Annotated in this window: 18 protein-coding genes and 1 tRNA gene; 10 read left to right on the forward strand and 9 right to left on the reverse strand. The window is 64.1% G+C overall.

Going from position 1 to position 17,634, the window contains the following annotated elements:
• Positions 1–260 precede the first annotated feature (260 nt).
• A complete protein-coding gene (locus NCS00_RS05090; protein WP_250439476.1) occupies positions 261–1,043 on the forward strand; it encodes a DUF4397 domain-containing protein in 783 nt (260 codons plus the stop codon).
• 59 nt (positions 1,044–1,102) lie between these two features.
• Here the strand turns inward: NCS00_RS05090 and NCS00_RS05095 are convergent, their stop codons facing one another.
• The 3 genes from NCS00_RS05095 to NCS00_RS05105 all read right to left on the reverse strand — a co-directional run bounded on the left by NCS00_RS05095 (position 1,103) and on the right by NCS00_RS05105 (position 3,830).
• Positions 1,103–1,744: a dihydrofolate reductase family protein gene (locus NCS00_RS05095; protein WP_250439516.1), complete on the reverse strand. Its 642-nt coding sequence runs from the start codon at positions 1,742–1,744 to the stop codon at positions 1,103–1,105.
• A gap of 293 nt (positions 1,745–2,037) precedes the next feature.
• Complete coding sequence (locus NCS00_RS05100; protein ID WP_008350566.1) at positions 2,038–2,172, reverse strand: entericidin A/B family lipoprotein; 135 nt, start codon at positions 2,170–2,172, stop codon at positions 2,038–2,040.
• A gap of 188 nt (positions 2,173–2,360) precedes the next feature.
• Positions 2,361–3,830, reverse strand: coding sequence for a sensor histidine kinase (locus tag NCS00_RS05105; RefSeq protein WP_250439478.1), 1,470 nt, complete (start codon positions 3,828–3,830; stop codon positions 2,361–2,363).
• 149 nt (positions 3,831–3,979) lie between these two features.
• On the opposite strand from NCS00_RS05105, the gene NCS00_RS05110 reads away from it, so the two are divergent.
• From NCS00_RS05110 to NCS00_RS05130, 5 genes are all read left to right on the forward strand, one after another.
• Entirely contained in the window at positions 3,980–4,156 is a 177-nt protein-coding gene (locus tag NCS00_RS05110; protein ID WP_008350561.1) for a DUF1328 domain-containing protein, read from the forward strand.
• Between the two features lie 54 nt (positions 4,157–4,210).
• Positions 4,211–4,372 (forward strand): DUF1328 family protein, encoded by a 162-nt coding sequence (locus NCS00_RS05115; protein WP_008350559.1) that lies wholly within the window; start codon positions 4,211–4,213, stop codon positions 4,370–4,372.
• A gap of 195 nt (positions 4,373–4,567) precedes the next feature.
• Positions 4,568–5,143 carry a ferritin-like domain-containing protein gene (locus tag NCS00_RS05120; protein WP_008350558.1) on the forward strand — a complete coding sequence of 192 codons (576 nt, stop codon included), beginning with the start codon at positions 4,568–4,570 and terminating at the stop codon, positions 5,141–5,143.
• 94 nt (positions 5,144–5,237) lie between these two features.
• Entirely contained in the window at positions 5,238–5,870 is a 633-nt protein-coding gene (locus NCS00_RS05125; protein WP_008350556.1) for a response regulator, read from the forward strand.
• Positions 5,871–5,919: 49 nt separating this feature from the next.
• Positions 5,920–6,360, forward strand: a complete 441-nt coding sequence (locus tag NCS00_RS05130; protein WP_239295414.1) for a response regulator — start codon at positions 5,920–5,922, stop codon at positions 6,358–6,360.
• Positions 6,361–6,369: 9 nt separating this feature from the next.
• On the opposite strand, the gene NCS00_RS05135 is transcribed toward NCS00_RS05130, so the two are convergent.
• Positions 6,370–7,170 carry a phosphodiesterase gene (locus NCS00_RS05135; protein WP_250439480.1) on the reverse strand — a complete coding sequence of 267 codons (801 nt, stop codon included), beginning with the start codon at positions 7,168–7,170 and terminating at the stop codon, positions 6,370–6,372.
• Positions 7,171–7,216: 46 nt separating this feature from the next.
• Entirely contained in the window at positions 7,217–7,573 is a 357-nt protein-coding gene (locus tag NCS00_RS05140) for a hypothetical protein (protein WP_008350549.1), read from the reverse strand.
• A gap of 199 nt (positions 7,574–7,772) precedes the next feature.
• Between NCS00_RS05140 and NCS00_RS05145 the strand changes: the two genes are divergently transcribed.
• Positions 7,773–8,057: a hypothetical protein gene (locus NCS00_RS05145; RefSeq protein ID WP_008350548.1), complete on the forward strand. Its 285-nt coding sequence runs from the start codon at positions 7,773–7,775 to the stop codon at positions 8,055–8,057.
• A gap of 111 nt (positions 8,058–8,168) precedes the next feature.
• Complete coding sequence (locus tag NCS00_RS05150) at positions 8,169–8,381, forward strand: hypothetical protein (RefSeq protein ID WP_008350546.1); 213 nt, start codon at positions 8,169–8,171, stop codon at positions 8,379–8,381.
• Positions 8,382–8,410: 29 nt separating this feature from the next.
• On the opposite strand, the gene NCS00_RS05155 is transcribed toward NCS00_RS05150, so the two are convergent.
• Positions 8,411–8,495 (reverse strand) — tRNA-Leu (locus NCS00_RS05155).
• A 203-nt stretch (positions 8,496–8,698) separates the two neighbouring features.
• Here NCS00_RS05155 and NCS00_RS05160 point away from each other — a divergent pair.
• Positions 8,699–9,151 (forward strand): metallophosphoesterase family protein, encoded by a 453-nt coding sequence (locus NCS00_RS05160; RefSeq protein WP_175979903.1) that lies wholly within the window; start codon positions 8,699–8,701, stop codon positions 9,149–9,151.
• A 54-nt stretch (positions 9,152–9,205) separates the two neighbouring features.
• Here the strand turns inward: NCS00_RS05160 and proP are convergent, their stop codons facing one another.
• The 3 genes from proP to argA form a co-directional block, all read right to left on the reverse strand.
• A complete protein-coding gene (gene proP, locus NCS00_RS05165) occupies positions 9,206–10,681 on the reverse strand; it encodes a glycine betaine/L-proline transporter ProP (protein WP_033536864.1) in 1,476 nt (491 codons plus the stop codon).
• A 667-nt stretch (positions 10,682–11,348) separates the two neighbouring features.
• Positions 11,349–11,621, reverse strand: a complete 273-nt coding sequence (locus NCS00_RS05170; protein ID WP_008350541.1) for an oxidative damage protection protein — start codon at positions 11,619–11,621, stop codon at positions 11,349–11,351.
• A gap of 58 nt (positions 11,622–11,679) precedes the next feature.
• Entirely contained in the window at positions 11,680–13,050 is a 1,371-nt protein-coding gene (gene argA / locus NCS00_RS05175; protein WP_033536863.1) for an amino-acid N-acetyltransferase, read from the reverse strand.
• Between the two features lie 22 nt (positions 13,051–13,072).
• Between argA and hrpA the strand changes: the two genes are divergently transcribed.
• Positions 13,073–17,524: an ATP-dependent RNA helicase HrpA gene (gene hrpA, locus NCS00_RS05180; protein ID WP_250439482.1), complete on the forward strand. Its 4,452-nt coding sequence runs from the start codon at positions 13,073–13,075 to the stop codon at positions 17,522–17,524.
• Positions 17,525–17,634: the final 110 nt, after the last annotated feature.

Genomic DNA, 17,634 nt, shown 5'->3' on the forward strand with positions numbered 1-17,634 from the left:
CTCGTGAAGCTTGATCTGGAGAATGCCGGCGCGCGGTCAACGATGCTTGTCCACAGTTCGAGCCTCCCTGCGCCGAACCGGGGCACAGGGATTGCTAACGCCGGTTACCCGTCGCGGTGTAATTCGCGGTAAGCGTCGCCGCTGACGGTGAGCAAGGCCAAAACGGGAGAGTCCCGGCCTCAAACCTCGAAACGCACCACGCCTTACGAAACGCACCGCGGACTCAAACAACGATTAAAACCAAGAGAAAAGGTGAAACCATGAAGCTCATCCGCACCGCTGCCGCGCTTGCCGCCGTCGCCGCTTTGCTCTCCGCTTGCGGCGGAAGCTCCGATGACGTCGGCAAGGAAATCGGCGTCACTCAGCCGCAAGTCCATTTCATCCACGCGATCCCGAGCGGCCCGAACGTCGACTTCTACGACAACAGCAAGATCCTGCAGCCGAATCTCGCCTATAAGGCGGTGACGAACTTCGCGAACATCGACACGGGCCAGCACAACTTTTCCTACGCCGCCGTCAACACGACGACGCAACTCGCCACCGACACGACCATCTCGAACGCGGCGAAAGGGCACGAATACACGGTGATCGCGCTGCCGGACGCGGGCTTCGTGCCGTCGATCGCGGTGATCGACGATCCGTTCGACAAGGGCCTGCTATCGAGCAGCGCACGCGTGCGCGCGTTCAACGCATCGACGAACGCGCCGAACCTCGACATCTATCTCGTCGCGCCGGGCACGAACATCTCGACCGTCAGCCCGACGATGGCGGGCGTCGCCTACAAGAACGCCGTACCGGCGACGACGCAAGACTCGATCTACGTCTCCGGCGGCACGTATCAACTGATCGCGACGCTGCCGGGCTCGAAGACGCCGGTCTATAAATCGGCGTCGTTCGATCTCGTCAACAACGCGGACTGGCTCGTGACGACGCTGCCTTCGGGAAATGCAGCCACGCAACTCGTGCCCGCGAAGATTCGCGTGCTCGTCGCGCAGGGTGGCAACACGCAGCAGCCGGCGCTCGAACTGCCCGACACGCAATAAGGCATGAACCGCACAGCCCGGCCGGAAGAATCGGCCGGGCTTTTTCGTATCGCGCGCAGCTACTTCGCAAGGACGATGTGCGTGGCCCGCTCCGTCGGAACGTGCTCGACCGTCCGATATCCCAAAGCGCGCAAATCCAGACCGTCGAAGAGCGATTCCCCTTGCCCGAGCGCCACCGGCGCGAAAGCGAGGTGGATTTCATCCACATGGCCGGCCTGAATGTATTGCTTGACCGTGGCCGCTCCGCCGCCGATCTTGATGTCCTTCGCGCCCGCCGCTTCGCGTGCCTTTTGCAGCGCGACCTCGATGCCGTCCGAGACGAAGTGAAACGTCGTCCCGCCTTGCATCCGAATCGGCGGACGCGGGTAATGGGTCAGCACGAAAGTCGGCGCATGATAGGGCGGATCCTCACCCCACCATCCTTTCCATTGTTCATCCGGCCATTCGCCGCGAATCGGCCCGAACATGTTGCGCCCGACGATGAACGCGCCGAATCCGTCCATCGCGCGCCGGGCGAAGTCGTCATCGACACCGGTTTCGCCGTCGTCTTTTCCCTGCATCCGCCGAAACGTCTGCGTCGGGAAAAACCACTGAAAGAGCTCCGGGCCCCGCACCCCGAGCGGATGTTCCAGACTCTGACCGGTTCCCGCGGCGAAGCCATCGAGCGAAACGCCGAACCCGGCTACTTTTACTTTGGCCATTCGTGTCTCCCTTTGCGCTGTGAATCCCGATGTCTGAAGCCAGGCATCATCGCTCAGGAAGGCATCGAGATGAGCGAACTCTATCGCAGCGAAGGGGATCTGGGTCATCGGCGTCATTGTGCAGAGAATGACGCGTGACCCGTGGGACGCCGCGAGCGGCCTGGACGACACACGAACGGCTCCAAAGACAAAAAAAATCCCGCCACGCGAAGGTGGCGGGAAGAGAGAGAACTACGTCAACGCTATGGAACGCCTGAGCGGGAACGCCGCAGCGAAGCGGCGCGCCTCGTGAATTACTTGTGCTGCTCCGCGGAGTTCGAGATGGCCTGGCCGCCCTTCGAGATGTCCTGACCGGCTCCCGAAACGGTGTTGCAGCCTGCGAGAGCCGCGCTGCCGGCGATGAGGAGTAGAGCGATGAGTCGAGTCATGTGTATTCCCCTTGGAGTTGAAATGCGTGACAGGAAAAACGGTTCGCGCATCGTGTGTGGTCGACGGGCGCCTGGCTGACGTCCTGTCTTACCGGTGTGATCAATCATAAAAAAGCGCATCGTTCGCGGATGTAGGCACGCATGCGATTCTGGTGTCGGCGTCGTCCGCATTTCGTGTCGGCGCCGTCCTACGTGGATGCCGCCACGACCGGCGCATCGGCGCTGCGCTCGCGCGGCATCGACACGCTGATCGCCGTGCCGCGCGGCGTCGCGCGCTCGATCTCGAAGCGTCCGCCGCGCGCCGACACGCGCTGCCGCATGCCGACGAGCCCATGCGTCTGCGTGCGCTTCAAATCCTGCGGCCGAATGCCGATGCCGTCGTCGGTGATCGAGAGCGACACGTTCGCTTCATCGACCGTCAGCGCCACGCGGATACGGCTCGCGTGCGCGTACTTCGCCGCGTTCGTGAGCGTCTCCTGCGCGACGCGGAAAAGCGCGATTTCGATCGCCTCGCCGAGCTTCACGTCCTCGCCCGGCAGATCGAATTCGACGTTCCAGCCGTTGCGCTGCGCGGCTTCATCGGCGAGCGAGCGCAGCGCCGTGACGAGACCGAAGTTGGCGAGCACCGTCGGGCGCATGTCCTCGATGATGCGGCGCTTCAACGCGATGCCCTGATCCAGATTGCCGAGCGCGCGCGCGAGTTTTTCGGCCATCGCGGGCTCGCTGTCCTTCAGCTTGCCGCGCACCCACGCGACATCCATCTTGCTCGCGGTGAGGATCGAGCCGAGTTCGTCGTGCAGTTCGCGCGCGAGCTCCGTCTTCTCGTTTTCGCTGACGGACTGCAAGTGCCACGCGAGCGCCTCGAGCTGACGCGTGCGCGCGAACACGAGCTGGTCGAGCTCTTCCTGCTGCGTGATGAGCGCCTTCTGCACGCGCGCCTGCTTGTCGAGCTGAATGCCGAGATTACGAAACAGCAGGATGAATAGCACGATGTTGAGGGCGCACAACGCGCCCACGCACAGCGTCGAGATGCGCTGGTCGGCGCGGCTCGCGTCGAGCGCGTGTTGCGCGCGCTGCTCTTCGTTCAGGCGCAACAGCGACAGCGCCGCATCGAGCGTGGCGCTCGCGTCGGGTGGCGGCAGCGCACGCGTGGCATCGGCGTCGGGCGAATCGGCGATGCGCGCGGTGCCTTGCGCGATTTCATCGTCGGCGGCGGCGCGGATCTGCGCGAAGCTCGCGAGCGCGGTGTCGTCACCGATGCGCCGGTAATACGCATCGAGCCACGCCAGCGTGCGCCGCACGCGTCCGGCCGCGTCGCGGAAATGCGCCTGATACGCGTCGTCGGCCTGTAGCGCGAAGCCGCGTTCGTCGGCGGTGAGCGCGGCGATATCGGCGGCGAGCATTGAAAGCTGCGCGGTCGCGCCTTTCGCTTCGAGCGCGGTCTCGTATTCCGACGCGATCCGCATGCGCCCCGATTCCAGAATGATCAGCCCGCCGACCGTGATGACGATCGCCACCGTCATCGCGACCGCCCAGCTATAGCGGCGCATCCAGTCGTTGAAGCGCGTGGCGCGGCGCGCGATGCCTTCCGGCGCGGGCGGCGGCGTGTCGTCGGGCAAGATCGTCGTCGGTATCGCGGTGGGCGGTACGTGGCTCATGGCGTGGGTCGTCCGGCGTTTCACTTAGAGCAGCCGATTTGAAAGCAAGTGTCGGTGGATTCCCACAGCAAAAAAGGAGCCTGCCCGAATGCGCGGCGCGCATCGCGTGGCTACGATAGTTCCGTCATCCACTCCTACGGGGAACGATCATGCTGAAGTGGGCCTTGTTTTTCGCGATCGTAGCCGTGATCGCCGGCGTGCTGGGGTTCACCGGCGTCGCTGCCGGAGCGGCCGCCATCGCCAAGTTCCTGTTCGTGCTGTTCCTGATCCTGTGCGTCGTGTTTCTCGTGCTCGGCTTCGTCGTCACGAAAAAAGCGATCGATTAGCGGCGTTCCGGACGTATCGACAAAACGTAATCAACAACTCAGGAAGGAGGTCACATGCTTCATTACGCTGCAGTCTTCTTCGTCATCGCCCTCATCGCGGCTGTGTTCGGTTTCACGGGCATCGCGGCCGGCGCGGCGGAAATCGCGAAGATCCTTTTCTTCATTTTTCTCGTCGTGTTCGTGGTCACTTTGCTGCTCGGCGTGTTCCGAACGTGACGCCCGCTTAGCTAAAAGCCACGAGCCATCAAGCCGCGCGCGGGTTTCATCACCGTCGCGCGGTTTCTTCGACAGATCAGGCATGGTGTGTGCATCGGAGTATCGGATTGGATAGCAGGGCGCTATGAAAACCCTGGCGCCGAAGCCTGCTCCAGCGAACAACGTCAACTCACCTGTCAAAGAGGAGCGAACCACATGTCCAAATCGTCTGCTGTAAACGCCGAGCCGAGCCAATCCACCGACGCCTTCGTTCTCGATGTCGAGAAGATCCGCGCCGATGCCCGGCAGCACATGGACGAAGGCGCGGTGACGACCGGCTACGGCGCCGATCGCGAGACCGTGCTGAAGCTGCTCAACGATTCGCTCGCCACGGAAATCGTCTGCACGCTGCGCTACAAGCGCCACTATTTCATGGCGAAGGGCATCCACTCGGAAGCCGTCGCACAGGAGTTTCTCGAGCACGCGAACGAGGAACAGCAGCACGCCGACACGCTCGCCGAGCGCATCGTGCAACTCGGCGGCGCGCCGAATTTCGCGCCCGACGGCCTCTCGTCGCGCTCGCATTCGCAGTACAGCGAAGGTAAGGATCTGATCGACATGATCCGCGAGAATCTGATCGCGGAGCGCATCGCGATCGACACGTATCGCGAGATCATCCGCTATCTCGGCGACAAGGACGTCACGACGCGTCGCATCTTCGAGGACATTCTCGCCGTCGAGGAAGAGCACGCCGACGACATGGCCGATCTGCTGGAAGGCCGCAACGGATGAGGACGAGGGCGCCGGGCACGCGTCGCGCGCCCGGCGCCCGCATGACATGGCCGATCCACTGGTAGCAGACCGTCCGGCAGCACGGACCACGCGAATGATTCGAGTCTTGATAGCCGACGACCACGCCATCGTGCGCAGCGGGTTCAGGCAGTTCGTCGCCGACGAACCCGACATGGAAGTCGGCGCGGAAGCCGCCACCGGCGACGAGGCCATCGCGCTCGTGCGCGCGCAGGCGTTCGATGTCGTGCTGCTCGACATCGCGATGCCCGACAAGAACGGCGTCGATACCTTGCGCGTCATCAAGCAGATCCGTCCGGAGCAGGGCGTGCTGATGCTTTCGGGCTTCCCCGAAAGCCAGTACGCAATCAACCTGCTGAAGGCGGGCGCGAACGGCTATCTGAACAAGGATGCCGCGCCCGACGAAATCGTGCGCGCGATCCGCACGGTGGCACGCGGGCATCGTTATCTGTCGGAGTTCATCGCGGATGCGCTCGCCGACAAGCTCGACAAGCCCGCCGCCGAGCGCCCGCACGAACTGCTGTCGGAACGCGAGTTTCAGATTTTCTGCAAGCTCGCGGGCGGCCAGTTGCCGACGGAAATCGCGCAGGAACTGCATCTGTCGGTGAAGACGGTGAGCACGTATCGCGCGCGCGTGCTCGAAAAAATGCGGCTTTCCAATAACGCCGACCTCACGTATTACGCGATCAAGAACGGCCTGATCGAATAGCGGCGCATCGTTCGAACATCCGCGAGAGCACTGCCGGAGGACGCCCGCCGTGGGCAATCACATCGACACTGACGACCGAATGGAGCAGCCGGGCGCGCGGCGGCCGCCGCTCGCGGCGTTGCTGATCGAGGATTCGCCGCTTATCCGCCGCAGCCTGACCGAGGCGATCGACGCGCTCGGGCCGTGGCGCGTGACCGCGTTCGCCGATGCGCCCGACGAGGCCATCGCGCTGCTGTCGTCGCGGACTTTCGATGCGATCATCGTCGATCTGCAACTGAAGCGCGGCTCGGGCATCGACGTGCTCGCCTGGCTCAAGGAGGGCGGCGCGCCGCGCTCGGAAACCGCGTTCATCGCGGTGCTCACGAATCACGCGCTGCCGACGTATCGCGAGCGTTGCCTGCAATACGGCGTGCGTCACTTCTTCGACAAATCGCTCGAGTTCGATCGCGTGCTCGACGCGCTCGACGACTACGCGCGCGAGCGCACCTGAAGGCGCGGCTCAGAAAGGCTGCGGCCCGCCACCTTGTTCGACGCTCATGCAATGCGTGACGAGGCCGACGCCGGCGCGCCACAGATGCAGCCCGAATGCGGGCGGCTCCATCACGAAGGCTTCTGGACCATCGGATTTCAATTGCAGCGCGACCTGATGCGCCGTCGACGGGGCGCACCACACGATCGTGCCGCCGAAGCGCGCGCTGATCGCGCGGTGCACGTGGCCGCATACGATGCGCTCGACGTTCGGATGACGCCGCACGAGTGCGTCGAGCGCGCGGCTGTCGTCGGGCGCGAGGCGGATGTCGTCCATGAAGCCGATGCCGCATTCGATCGGCGGATGATGCATGCCGATCAGCACCGGCCGGTCGCGCGAGGCGTCGAGCTGCGCTCCGAGCCAGGCAAGGCGCGTGGCGCACAGGCGTCCCGCGCCGGAGCCGGGATCGAGGGTGTCGAGCGCGATCACGCGGACTTCGCCGACGTCGAACGCGTACTGCAGGAAACCGTCGTGACCCGCGAGCTCGGGGAGATCGCCGAAGACGGCGCGCAGATTCGCGCGGTCGTCGTGATTGCCGGCGATGACGCGCCACGGAATGGCGAGCCGGTCGAGGAGCGTGCGCAGATGCCGGTATTCGTCGATGCCGCCCGCATCGACGAGATCGCCGGTAACAAGCACGGCGTCGGGGCGCGGATCGAGCGCGTTGAGGACGTCGATCGCGCGGGCGAGATACGCGGCGGTATCGACGCGGCCGTAGGCGAGCGTGCCCGGCGGCGTGATGTGCAGATCGCTGATCTGGGCGAGCAGCATGCGCGAATCTCCTCGTCGCGGACGGTTTCGGGCTGGGTCGTCGGATTCAGTCGTCGGATTCGGCGACCGGCGGCTTGGGCGCGAGCTTCGCGGGGACGAGCCACTGGAAGCCGGTCATCGACGTTTCGCTGAACGTGCATTCGGCGGCTGCGGGCACCGATGAAGACTTCGTGGCCGGCGGCTTCGGCGGATTCTGGATCGTGCCGTGCACGACGACCCGCGAGCCATGATAACTCGCGCCGGAACCGGTGATTTTGAGCGGCGCGCTCGCGGCGTCGGGATAGTCGGCCCGCACCTTCTCCTTGCAGGTCTCGACGTTCTTGTAATAGGACGTGCAGCCGCCGAGACAGGCGAGCGAAGTCGTGAGCAGGACGGGCAGCAGGTGACGGATGCGATGGTTCATCGATGAATTCGGTCGGTGCCCGATGCGGCGAGACGCGCCGGGGCGTGATGAGTGTCGGGCGGAGCTTTATAACACGCGTGCCGCAGTGCATCACTCTAGTGCATCGCGGCGCGTGACCGCTTGTTTTGTGCAGCGATGCGGTAGCACAATCGGCACTGACGTTCGACGAGCGCGTTCCTCACCGATGGAGACGACCGCCATGCAGAAGGACATCGAAGTAGGCGATTACCTGCTCGCCATGCAGGCCGTGCCGAAGCCGCTCGCGGCCGATGGCGACGAGGATGCGGCGCCGTCCGAAGGTTACGCGATCCGCGTGCGCGTGACGCGCCTCGACCAGAAGCCGCTGCACGGTTCGAAACTCGCCGACGACTCCGGCGAAATGACCGGCGACCGCGGCCCGTTCGAGACCGTCGCCGAGGCGATCGCGCACGGCGAGGCGTGGGGACGGCACTACGTCGCGCGTGTGCTGGGGCATGCGGTGTAGGCAGCGAAGGCAGCGAAAGAGGGGATCGGTTTCCCCGCGTGCGGCGGGTTCAGCGAGATGGTGCGTGCGGCTAGACTCGGGTTCATCGACCGGACCATCGCGGAGCCCGCCATGACGCCCGTTGCGCTCTACATCACCCCGAACTACATCGCTTCCGTGAAGAGCGGCAAGGCGCGCGACTGCTTCGGCGGTACGGTGCGCTTCGTCGGCGTGGATGCGTTGCCGTTCGATATCGAGCATGTGTGCCTGCTCGAACGCGATACGGCGATCGAAGCGCTGCTCGATGCAGTGAGGGATGCGGAGCGGTTGTTGAACGCGGTGTGAGGGTGCGGCGCGCTGCCCTTCATACTGCTTGGTGCCGGGGACCGGACTCGAACCGGCAAGCCGTGAGGCGGCGGATTTTAAGTCCGCTATGTTTACCAATTTCATCACCCCGGCAGGGCGGACGCGATTCTACCATTGCATGCGACCGCGCCAAAGCCGCGCCGCTCGTCGTATACAAGCCGTTCGACAAGGTTTCGGCCGTCCCGCATAATCGCCGGCACCGATTCAGTCGCGAGGACACGATGATGGTGCCGGAACCGAACGTGGCGCACGGCGAGGACTTCGGCGTGCGCGCGAACGAAGAAGCGTGACGCCTCATGCGTATTGCCCTTATCTCCGATACCCATAACCTCGTGCGCCCCGAAGCGCTCGACGCCTTGCGCGGCTCCGCGCACATCATCCACGCGGGCGATATCTGCAGACGCGACGTGCTCGATGCGCTCGCGTCGCTCGCGCCGCTCACCGTCGTGCGCGGCAACAACGATATCGCCGATGACCTCGCGCGGCTGCCCGAACACGCGCGCATCGAACTGGGCGGCGCGACGATTCACGTCGTCCACGATATCGCCGATGTGCCGAAGCAGCTCGACGGCATCGATGTCGTCGTGACCGGTCATTCGCACAAGCCGCTCATCGAGCGGCGCGGCGACGTGCTCTTCGTGAATCCCGGCAGCGCGGGGCCGCGTCGCTTCAGATTGCCGGTCACGCTCGCGCTGCTCGATATCGACGACGGCAAAGCGGAAGCGCGCATCGTTTCGCTGATCGAATGAAAAAAGGGCCGGCGCTTCATGCACCGGCCCTTCCATTCGATCACGCCAGAACGCTTACGCGCGCACCGTGCCTTCCGGGAACGCATCGTCCATTTCGGCGGCTTCGCGATGGCCGCGCAGAATCGCATGCGCTTCCGACTTCGACGCGACCGCCGGCGGCGAGCCCTTCAGCGGCTTCTTCGCCGTCTCGGAGAGCGCGAGCACCGACACGATGCCGATGATCGACGCGCCCATCAGATAGTACGCGGGCATCATCAGGTTGCCGGTCGTGTCGACGAGCCATGCGGTGACGAGCGGCGTCGTGCCGCCGAAGAGCGACACCGACACGTTGAAGCCGATCGCGAGCGCACCGTAGCGGATCTTCGTCGGGAAGAGCGCCGGCAGCGACGACGGCATCACGCCCGTGAACGTCGACAGCAGCGCGCCGAGAATCATCATGCCGGCGAAGATCGACGGAACGGTGCCCATGCGGATCAGCGAGAGCGAAGGAATCGACAGCACCAGCAGACCGATACAGCCGGCGAGCATCACCGGCTTGCGGCCGATCGTGTCCGACAGACGGCCGGCGAGGAGCGTGAGCGGCATCATCAGCACCATCACGACGAGCACGATGAAGAGGCCGTGCGTCTCGTTGAACTTGAGCGTCGCCGACAGATAGCTCGGCAGATACGACAGCGCCATGTAGTCGGTCACGTTGAAGATCAGCACGAGGCCCACGCATTGCAAGAGCGGCTTCCATTGCTGGATCAGCGTCTCGCGGAACTGCTCCTTGGTCGTCTCGTGCGACACGGCTTCGGCCTTTTCGGCTTCACGCTGGAATGCAGGCGTTTCTTCGAGCTTCATCCGGATGTAGAGACCGATCAGCCCGAGCGGACCCGCGATCATGAACGGAATGCGCCAGCCCCACGACAGCAGGTCTTTTTCCGACATTACCGCCGTCAGCACCGCGACCACGCCCGCGCCGAGCACGTAGCCGACGAGCGTGCCGAATTCGAGAAAGCTCGACATGAAGCCGCGCTTCTTGTCCGGCGAAAATTCGGCGATGAAGGTCGCCGCGCCGCCGTACTCGCCGCCCGTGGAGAAGCCCTGCACGAGACGCGCGATGAGCAGCAGCACCGGCGCCATCACGCCGATCGATTCGTAGCTCGGAATGATGCCGATACAGAAGGTGCCGACGGCCATCATGATCATCGTCATCGCGAGCACGCGCTTGCGGCCGATGCGGTCGCCGAGCGGGCCGAACACCATGCCGCCGATCGGGCGCACGAGGAAAGCGGCGGCGAACGTGCCGAACGTCGCCAGCAACTGCGCGGTGGGGCTGCTCGACGGGAAGAACACACGGCCGAGCGTCACGGCGATGTAGCTGTACACGCCGAAATCGAACCACTCCATCGCGTTACCGATGGCCATGGCGCCGACGGCGCGCTTCAACAGGGATTGATCGACGATGGTGATGTCGTCGAGGGTGAGGTCGGACTTCTGACTGGATGAATCGCGTTTGCGCCAAAGGCCCTCGTTAAGAGAAGACATAGTTCGAAAAACTCCGTATTCGATCCCGACGCTCAAAGAACGTCGGGTGCGTCGCCGCGGAGGACGGACGCAAATTGCCGGGATAGTGCAGTTTCGAGACGGCGCCGCGAACGCTTGAAGACGAAAGCAAAGGCTTTCCGCGACCTCGGGCCGAGCGGCTCGAAGTCGATGAGCGAAAAGAAACACGGTGCCGGTGCCTCGCGCGGGTGTAGTCGCGAAATTGCACTCGGGTGAAACACACGAATTTGACGTGCGGACGGCGAACGCAGCGCTGAATGACTGAGTTGCCGCGGGTGGGCCGCGACGTCGGCGAAAAAACAACTTGAGACGAAAAAGGCCGGCGTTACTGCTTGGAAAACCGACGCGCCTCTTTGTATAAGAAACTGTCACTACCGCGCAACGCCCGAACTTGAAGTCGGAAACATTTGCACGTGAATGATGGTGAATTGCTGTTGATAACGAGCAAGATGATAACACGATGACAGACGATCTGCAAACCGGTCTGCCACCGCGCTCGAGCCCGGCGGCCGCAAAGCCTTGTCGGACGTAGGATTGCGCCGATTGTCATCTCGTGGTCCGATGTACTAAGCGGAACAATTTTCCGCCGCGCGGACAACAAAAAACCGGCCGCTCGGGCCGGTTTTTGCGATGCGATGAACGCGCGATTTCAGCTTTGCGGCGGCACGTAGCCGGACGCCGTATCGGCGCCTTCGCCGAAGAAATACTTCTCCGTCTGCTTGATCAGATACTGGCGTGCGCGCGGATCGGCCATGTTCAGCCGATTCTCGTTGATGAGCATGGTCTGCTGCTTGAGCCAGCCTTGCCAGGCTTCCTTCGAGATCGTTTCGTAGATGCGCTTGCCGAGCTCGCCCGGCAGCGGCGGGAAATCGAGTCCTTCGGCTTCCTTGCCGAGCTTCGCGCATTGAACCATTCGGGCCATTGTGAGTTTCTCCTCTGTATCGGGGGCAAAGCGCCGTTCGACGCTTCTTGGATCATGTTCAAAGCTGTTTCATCAGGACGAGCGACTTGCGCTGCCAGTTATAGAGCCGCCGGCGATCTTCGGGCAGATCGTCCACGGTCACTTTCACGAAACCGCGTTTCAGGAACCAGTGTTCGGTGCGCGTCGTCAGCACGAAAATGCGCGTCAAGCCGCGTGCGCGGGCGCGCTGTTCAATGCGCTTCAACAGGCGTTCGCCGTCGCCCGAACCTTGCGCTTCCGGCGCGACCGTCAGGCAGGCCATTTCGCCGATGCGCTCCTGTGTGTACGGATAGAGCGCCGCGCAGCCGAACAGCACGCCATCGTGCTCGATGACCGAGAAATGGTCGATGTCGCGCTCGATCTGGTGCCGTCCGCGCCGTACGAGCGTGCCGTCGGATTCGAGCGGCTCGATCAGTGTGAGAATGCCGCCGACGTCGTCGGGCGTCGCTTCGCGCAGGCTTTCGAGATTCTCGTACGAGATCATCGTGCCGACGCCGTCGTGCAGGAACAGTTCGAGCAGCACGCTGCCGTCGAGCGAATACGGAATGATGTGGCCGCGCGCAACGCCGCCGCGGCACGCGCGCACCGTATGCTTCAGATAGAACGCCGTGTCGCCCTGCAATTCGCCGCTTTCCTGCAAGCGATAGGCGTCGTCGAGCGACATTTCGCGGATCAGCTCGTTTTCCGAGTCGCCGAGACCCGGAATTTCGGTCACGAAAATGATCTTGTCGGCGCGCAGCGCAATGGCCGCGGCGGACGCGACATCTTCCATCGACAGGTTGAAGGCTTCGCCCGTCGGCGAAAAACCGAGCGACGACAGCAGCACGAGCTTGTTCGACGCGAGCGACTGGCGGATGGAATCGCCGTCGATCTTGCGCACGACGCCGGTGTGCTGGAAATCGACGCCATCGAGAATGCCGACCGGCCGCGCCGTCACGAAGTTGCCCGACACCACGCTGATGTGCGCGTGCGCCATCGGCGTGTTCGGCAAGCCCTGGCTGATCGCGGCCTCGATGTCGAGACGCACTTCGCCGGCGGCTTCTTTCGCGGATTCGAGCGCGCGGGCATCCGTTATGCGCAAGCCGTGAGAGAACGACGACTCGACGCCGTGCAGGCTCAGTTGCTCGTCGAGCTGCGGACGCGAGCCGTGCACGAGCACGACGTGGATGCCCATTGCGTGCAACAGGCCGACGTCCTGCACGAGCGCGTTGAGGCGACCTTCCTGCACGAGTTCCCCGCCGAACGCGACAACGAAAGTCTTGTTTCGAAACGCGTGAATGTAGGGCGCGACGGATCGCATCCAGTCGACGAACTGGGCGTGGGGATTCGGCGCTTCGGGCTCGACTGCCGGCTGCGTCGCGGTCATCGTGAGGTCGGTTTGGGAATTCATCCCGGGATTATAATGCGACGCTATGCCGAATGTTTCTCGTCCCTCACGCCCCGATCAGGCGGGCAAGTCTCAGTCCGCCGACAAATCCCTCGATACTCAGGAGCAGTTGCGACAACTGCGTGAAAGTCTGCTGCGCGAGACGCGGGAGGGCGCGGGCACGTCCGATTCCGGCGAAGCGGCGGGTTTGAGCAAGAAGGAACGCGCCGCGCAGCGGTTCGCGGGCGGCAAAGCGGCGGCGGAGGCTCCTTCGCAACCGAAGAAGGCGGCGCAATCGAAAGAGCGGCCCGCGAAAGCGGAGGTCACGGCGCAACGTCTGACGAAGCCGCGCGACACGGCGCAAGCTGCCACGCAAGCGCCCCCGAAACGCGAAGACGCGAGGCGTGAACAAGGTGCGCGGCCGCAGCGTCCGGCGCGCGTTCAGCAGCCGAAGCCCGTCGAAGCGCGCCAGCCGCAGCCGCAACCTGCGCCGCGTGTCGAACCTTCGGCCGAAACGCGCCCGCCGCGCAAACAACGCCCGGTTGAAGCACGTCCGCCGCGCGAACAACGCCCGGTTGATGCACGTCCGTCGCACGTCGAACGCCCGGCCGAAACGCGCCCGCCTCGCGAGCAACGTCCGCCGCGCGCGCCGCGCGTCGTCACGCCCAATCCCATTCCGCCGATCACGTTTCCCGAAGCGCTGCCCGTTTCCGGACGACGCGAGGAAATCGCGCGCGCGATCGCTGCGAATCAAGTCGTGATCGTCAGCGGCGAAACCGGCTCGGGCAAGACGACGCAATTGCCGAAGATCTGCCTCGCGCTCGGACGCGGTCTCGGCGCGGGCGGCAGCGGGCTGATCGGGCATACGCAGCCGCGCCGCATCGCCGCTTCGGCGACCGGCCGGCGCATCGCGGAGGAACTCGGCACGCCGTTCGGCGAAGTCGTCGGCTACAAAGTGCGCTTCACGGACAATCTGGCGCCCGGCGCGTCCGTCAAGCTGATGACCGACGGCATTCTGCTCGCGGAAACGCAGACCGATCCGCTGCTGACCGCCTACGACACGATCATCATCGACGAAGCGCACGAACGCAGCCTCAACATCGACTTTCTGCTCGGCTATCTGAAGGAAATCCTGCCGAAACGCCCGGATCTGAAGCTGATCGTCACGTCCGCGACCATCGACGCAGAACGCTTCGCGCGCCATTTCGGCAGCGAGGACAAGCCCGCGCCGGTGATCGAGGTGAGCGGACGGCTGTATCCGGTGGAAGTACGCTATCGGCCGATCGAAGAGGAAAGCGAGGCGATCAGGAACGCGCAGGGCACGGCGCCCAAACGCAACGATCGCAAAGCCGATCGCGATCTGATGGAAGGCATCGTCGATGCCGTCGATGAACTGTGCCGCGTCGGTCCCGGCGACGTGCTCGTGTTCCTGCCCGGCGAGCGCGAAATCCGCGATGCCGCAGAAGCGTTGCGCAAGCATCATCCGCCGCATACGGAGATCCTGCCGCTCTTCGCGCGTCTTTCCGCGCAGGAGCAGGAGCGCGTGTTCAAGCCGTCGAACGCGCGGCGCATCGTGCTCGCGACGAACGTCGCGGAGACGTCGCTGACGGTGCCGGGCATCCGCTACGTGGTCGATACCGGCATGGCGCGCGTGAAGCGTTATTCGTATCGCAACAAGGTCGAGCAACTGCAGATCGAGCCGGTGTCGCAGGCGGCGGCGAATCAGCGCGCGGGCCGATGCGGGCGCGTCGCGGACGGCGTGTGCATCCGTCTGTACGACGAAGCCGATTTCGCCGCGCGGCCGCGCTTCACCGATCCCGAAATCCTGCGCTCGTCGCTCGCGGCCGTGATTCTGCGGATGAAGTCGCTGCATCTGACGGCGATCGAAACGTTTCCGTTCATCGAACCGCCGCCGGGCCGCGCGATCGCGGACGGCTATCAACTGCTGAACGAACTCGGCGCCGTCGATGACGACAACGCGCTGACGAGTCTCGGCCGCGAACTCGCGCGCCTGCCGCTGGATCCGCGCGTCGGCCGCATGATTCTCGCCGCGCGCGATCATCATGCGCTCGCGGAAGTGCTGATCATCGCGTCGGCGCTGTCGGTGCAGGACCCGCGCGACCGGCCGATCGAGGCGCAGGAGCAGGCGGATCAGGCGCATCGGCAGTTCGTCGACGAGCGCTCCGAATTTCTGCAGTGGACGCGCATCTGGAAGTGGTTCGAGGAAGCGGTCGCGCACAAGAAATCGAACAAGCAGCTCGCGGATGCGTGTCGCGCGAATTTCCTGTCGCATCTGCGTTTGCGCGAGTGGCGCGACGTGCATTCGCAACTGCTGACGGTCGTGCGCGAGCACGGCTGGCGTCTGAACGAATCGGATGCGACCTTCGAGCAGGTGCATCTGTCGCTCTTGACGGGCCTGCTCGGCAACGTCGGTCTCAAGGCCGACGACGAGCCGCATTATCTCGGCGCGCGCGGCATCAAGTTCTTTCTTTGGCCGGGCTCGGCGCTCTTGAAGAAAGCGGGGCGCTGGGTGATGGCGGGCGAACTCGTCGAGACGAGCCGCCTCTACGCGCGCACGATCGCGAAGATCGAGCCGGAATGGCTCGAAACGGTCGGCGCGCATCTGCTGAAGAAATCGCTATCGGACGCGCATTGGGAGAAGAAGGCCGCGCAGGTCGTCGCCTACGAACGCGCGACGCTGTACGGGCTGACGGTGTATGCGCGTCGGCGCGTGAGCTTCGGCAAGCAGGACGCGAAATACGCGCGCGAACTGTTCATTCGCGGGGCGCTCGTCGAAGGCGAATTCGATACGCGTCTGCCGTTCTTCGCGCACAACCGCAAGCTCGTCGCGGACATCGAGCAACTGGAACACAAGTCGCGCCGTCAGGACGTGCTCGTCGACGATGAACTCATCTACGGCTTCTACGATTCGCTGATCCCCGAAAACATCTGGACGGGCGCGGCGTTCGAGCGCTGGTATCGCGACGAGCAGAAGAAAGAGGGCAACGACAAGCTGCTGTTCCTGTCGCGCGACGACCTCATGCGTCACGAAGCTGCCGGCGTCACGACGGATCTGTTTCCGAAGCGCATGACGATGTCGGGCATCGAAATGGCGCTGACGTATCACTTCGAGCCGGGTTCGCCGCGCGACGGCGTCACGCTGCAAGTGCCGCTTTACGGGCTGAATCAGGTCGATGCGCGCCGCGTCGAATGGCTCGTGCCCGGCATGATCAAGGAGAAGGTGCAACTGCTGCTGAAGTCGCTGCCGCAGAAGCTGCGCCGTCACGTCGTGCCGTTGCCGGAATACGCCGCGGCTTTCGCCGGGCGTCATGCCGGGCCGAAGTTCGGCGCGGGCGCACTCGTCGATTCGCTCATCGCCGATATTCGCGAGCAGACGCAAATCGCCGTGAAAAGCGCCGATTTCAAGCTGGAAACGCTGCCCGCGCACCTGTTCATGAACCTCAAGGTGATCGACGAACACGGCCGCCAGCTCGCGATGGGCCGCAATCTCGCGCAGTTGCGCGCGGAACTCGGCGGGCAGGCGCAGCAGCAGTTCCAGAAACTGACGTCGGCGGCGGCGTTCGATGCGCTTTCCGGGGACTCCGATACGCCGCCCGCACAGCAACCGGCAAGCGAAGGAACCGCGCTCTACGAGAACCTCACGACGTGGAACTTCGGCAAGCTGCCCGAGCTGCTGGAAATCCGCCGGCGCGGGCAGACGCTCTTCGGCTATCCGGCGCTCGTCGATCGCGGCACGCATTGCGACGTCGAAGTGTTCGATTCGCCCGAGGAAGCGGTGCGTATTCATCGCGCGGGATTGCGCCGGCTTTTCGCGCTGCAGTTGCGCGAGCCGATTCGCTATCTCGAGAAAAATCTGCCGGGCCTGCGGGAGATGTCGATGCAATACATGGCGCTCGGCACGGCGGACGAACTGCGCGATCAGATCGTGGAAACGGCGCTCGATCGCGCGTGCCTTCAAGACCCGCTGCCCGACGACGACGCCAGCTTCCACGCGCGCCGCGACGCCGCGAAAGGGCGTCTGACGCTGCTCGCGAACGAAATCGCGCGGCTCGTCGGCACGATCCTCAACGAATATGCGGCGCTCGCCAAAAAGCTGGCGTCGGTGAAATCGTTCGCGTCGGCCTATGCGGACATGCAGGCGCAATTGAGCGCGCTCATCGGCAAGCGTTTCGTCATCGATACGCCGTATGCGCAGCTTGCGCATTTTCCGCGCTATCTGAAGGCGATCGCGCAGCGCGTCGACAAGCTCAAGGCCGATCCGGCCCGCGACGCGCGTCTCGCCGCCGATCTGCAGCCGCTCGCGCAGAATTATCAGCGCGCGTTATCGCAGCGCGGCGGCGTCGCGGATGCGCGGCTTGCCGAATATCGCTGGCTGCTGGAGGAATTGCGCGTATCGCTGTTCGCGCAGGAACTGCGCACGCCGATGCCGGTCTCGGTAAAACGCCTCCACAAGGTGTGGGAATCGATGCAGCGTTAGGTTTCCGCTGGAAAGACGCAAAGAATCAACGTATTGCGCAAAAAGACCTCGCTCGTCAACCCGCCGCGCGAGGCAAACGTTCTACAATGATGCCTGCCCTCCGAAGCCTA

It is taken from the genome of Caballeronia sp. AZ1_KS37, assembly GCF_023631165.1.
Lineage (GTDB): Bacteria > Pseudomonadota > Gammaproteobacteria > Burkholderiales > Burkholderiaceae > Caballeronia > Caballeronia zhejiangensis.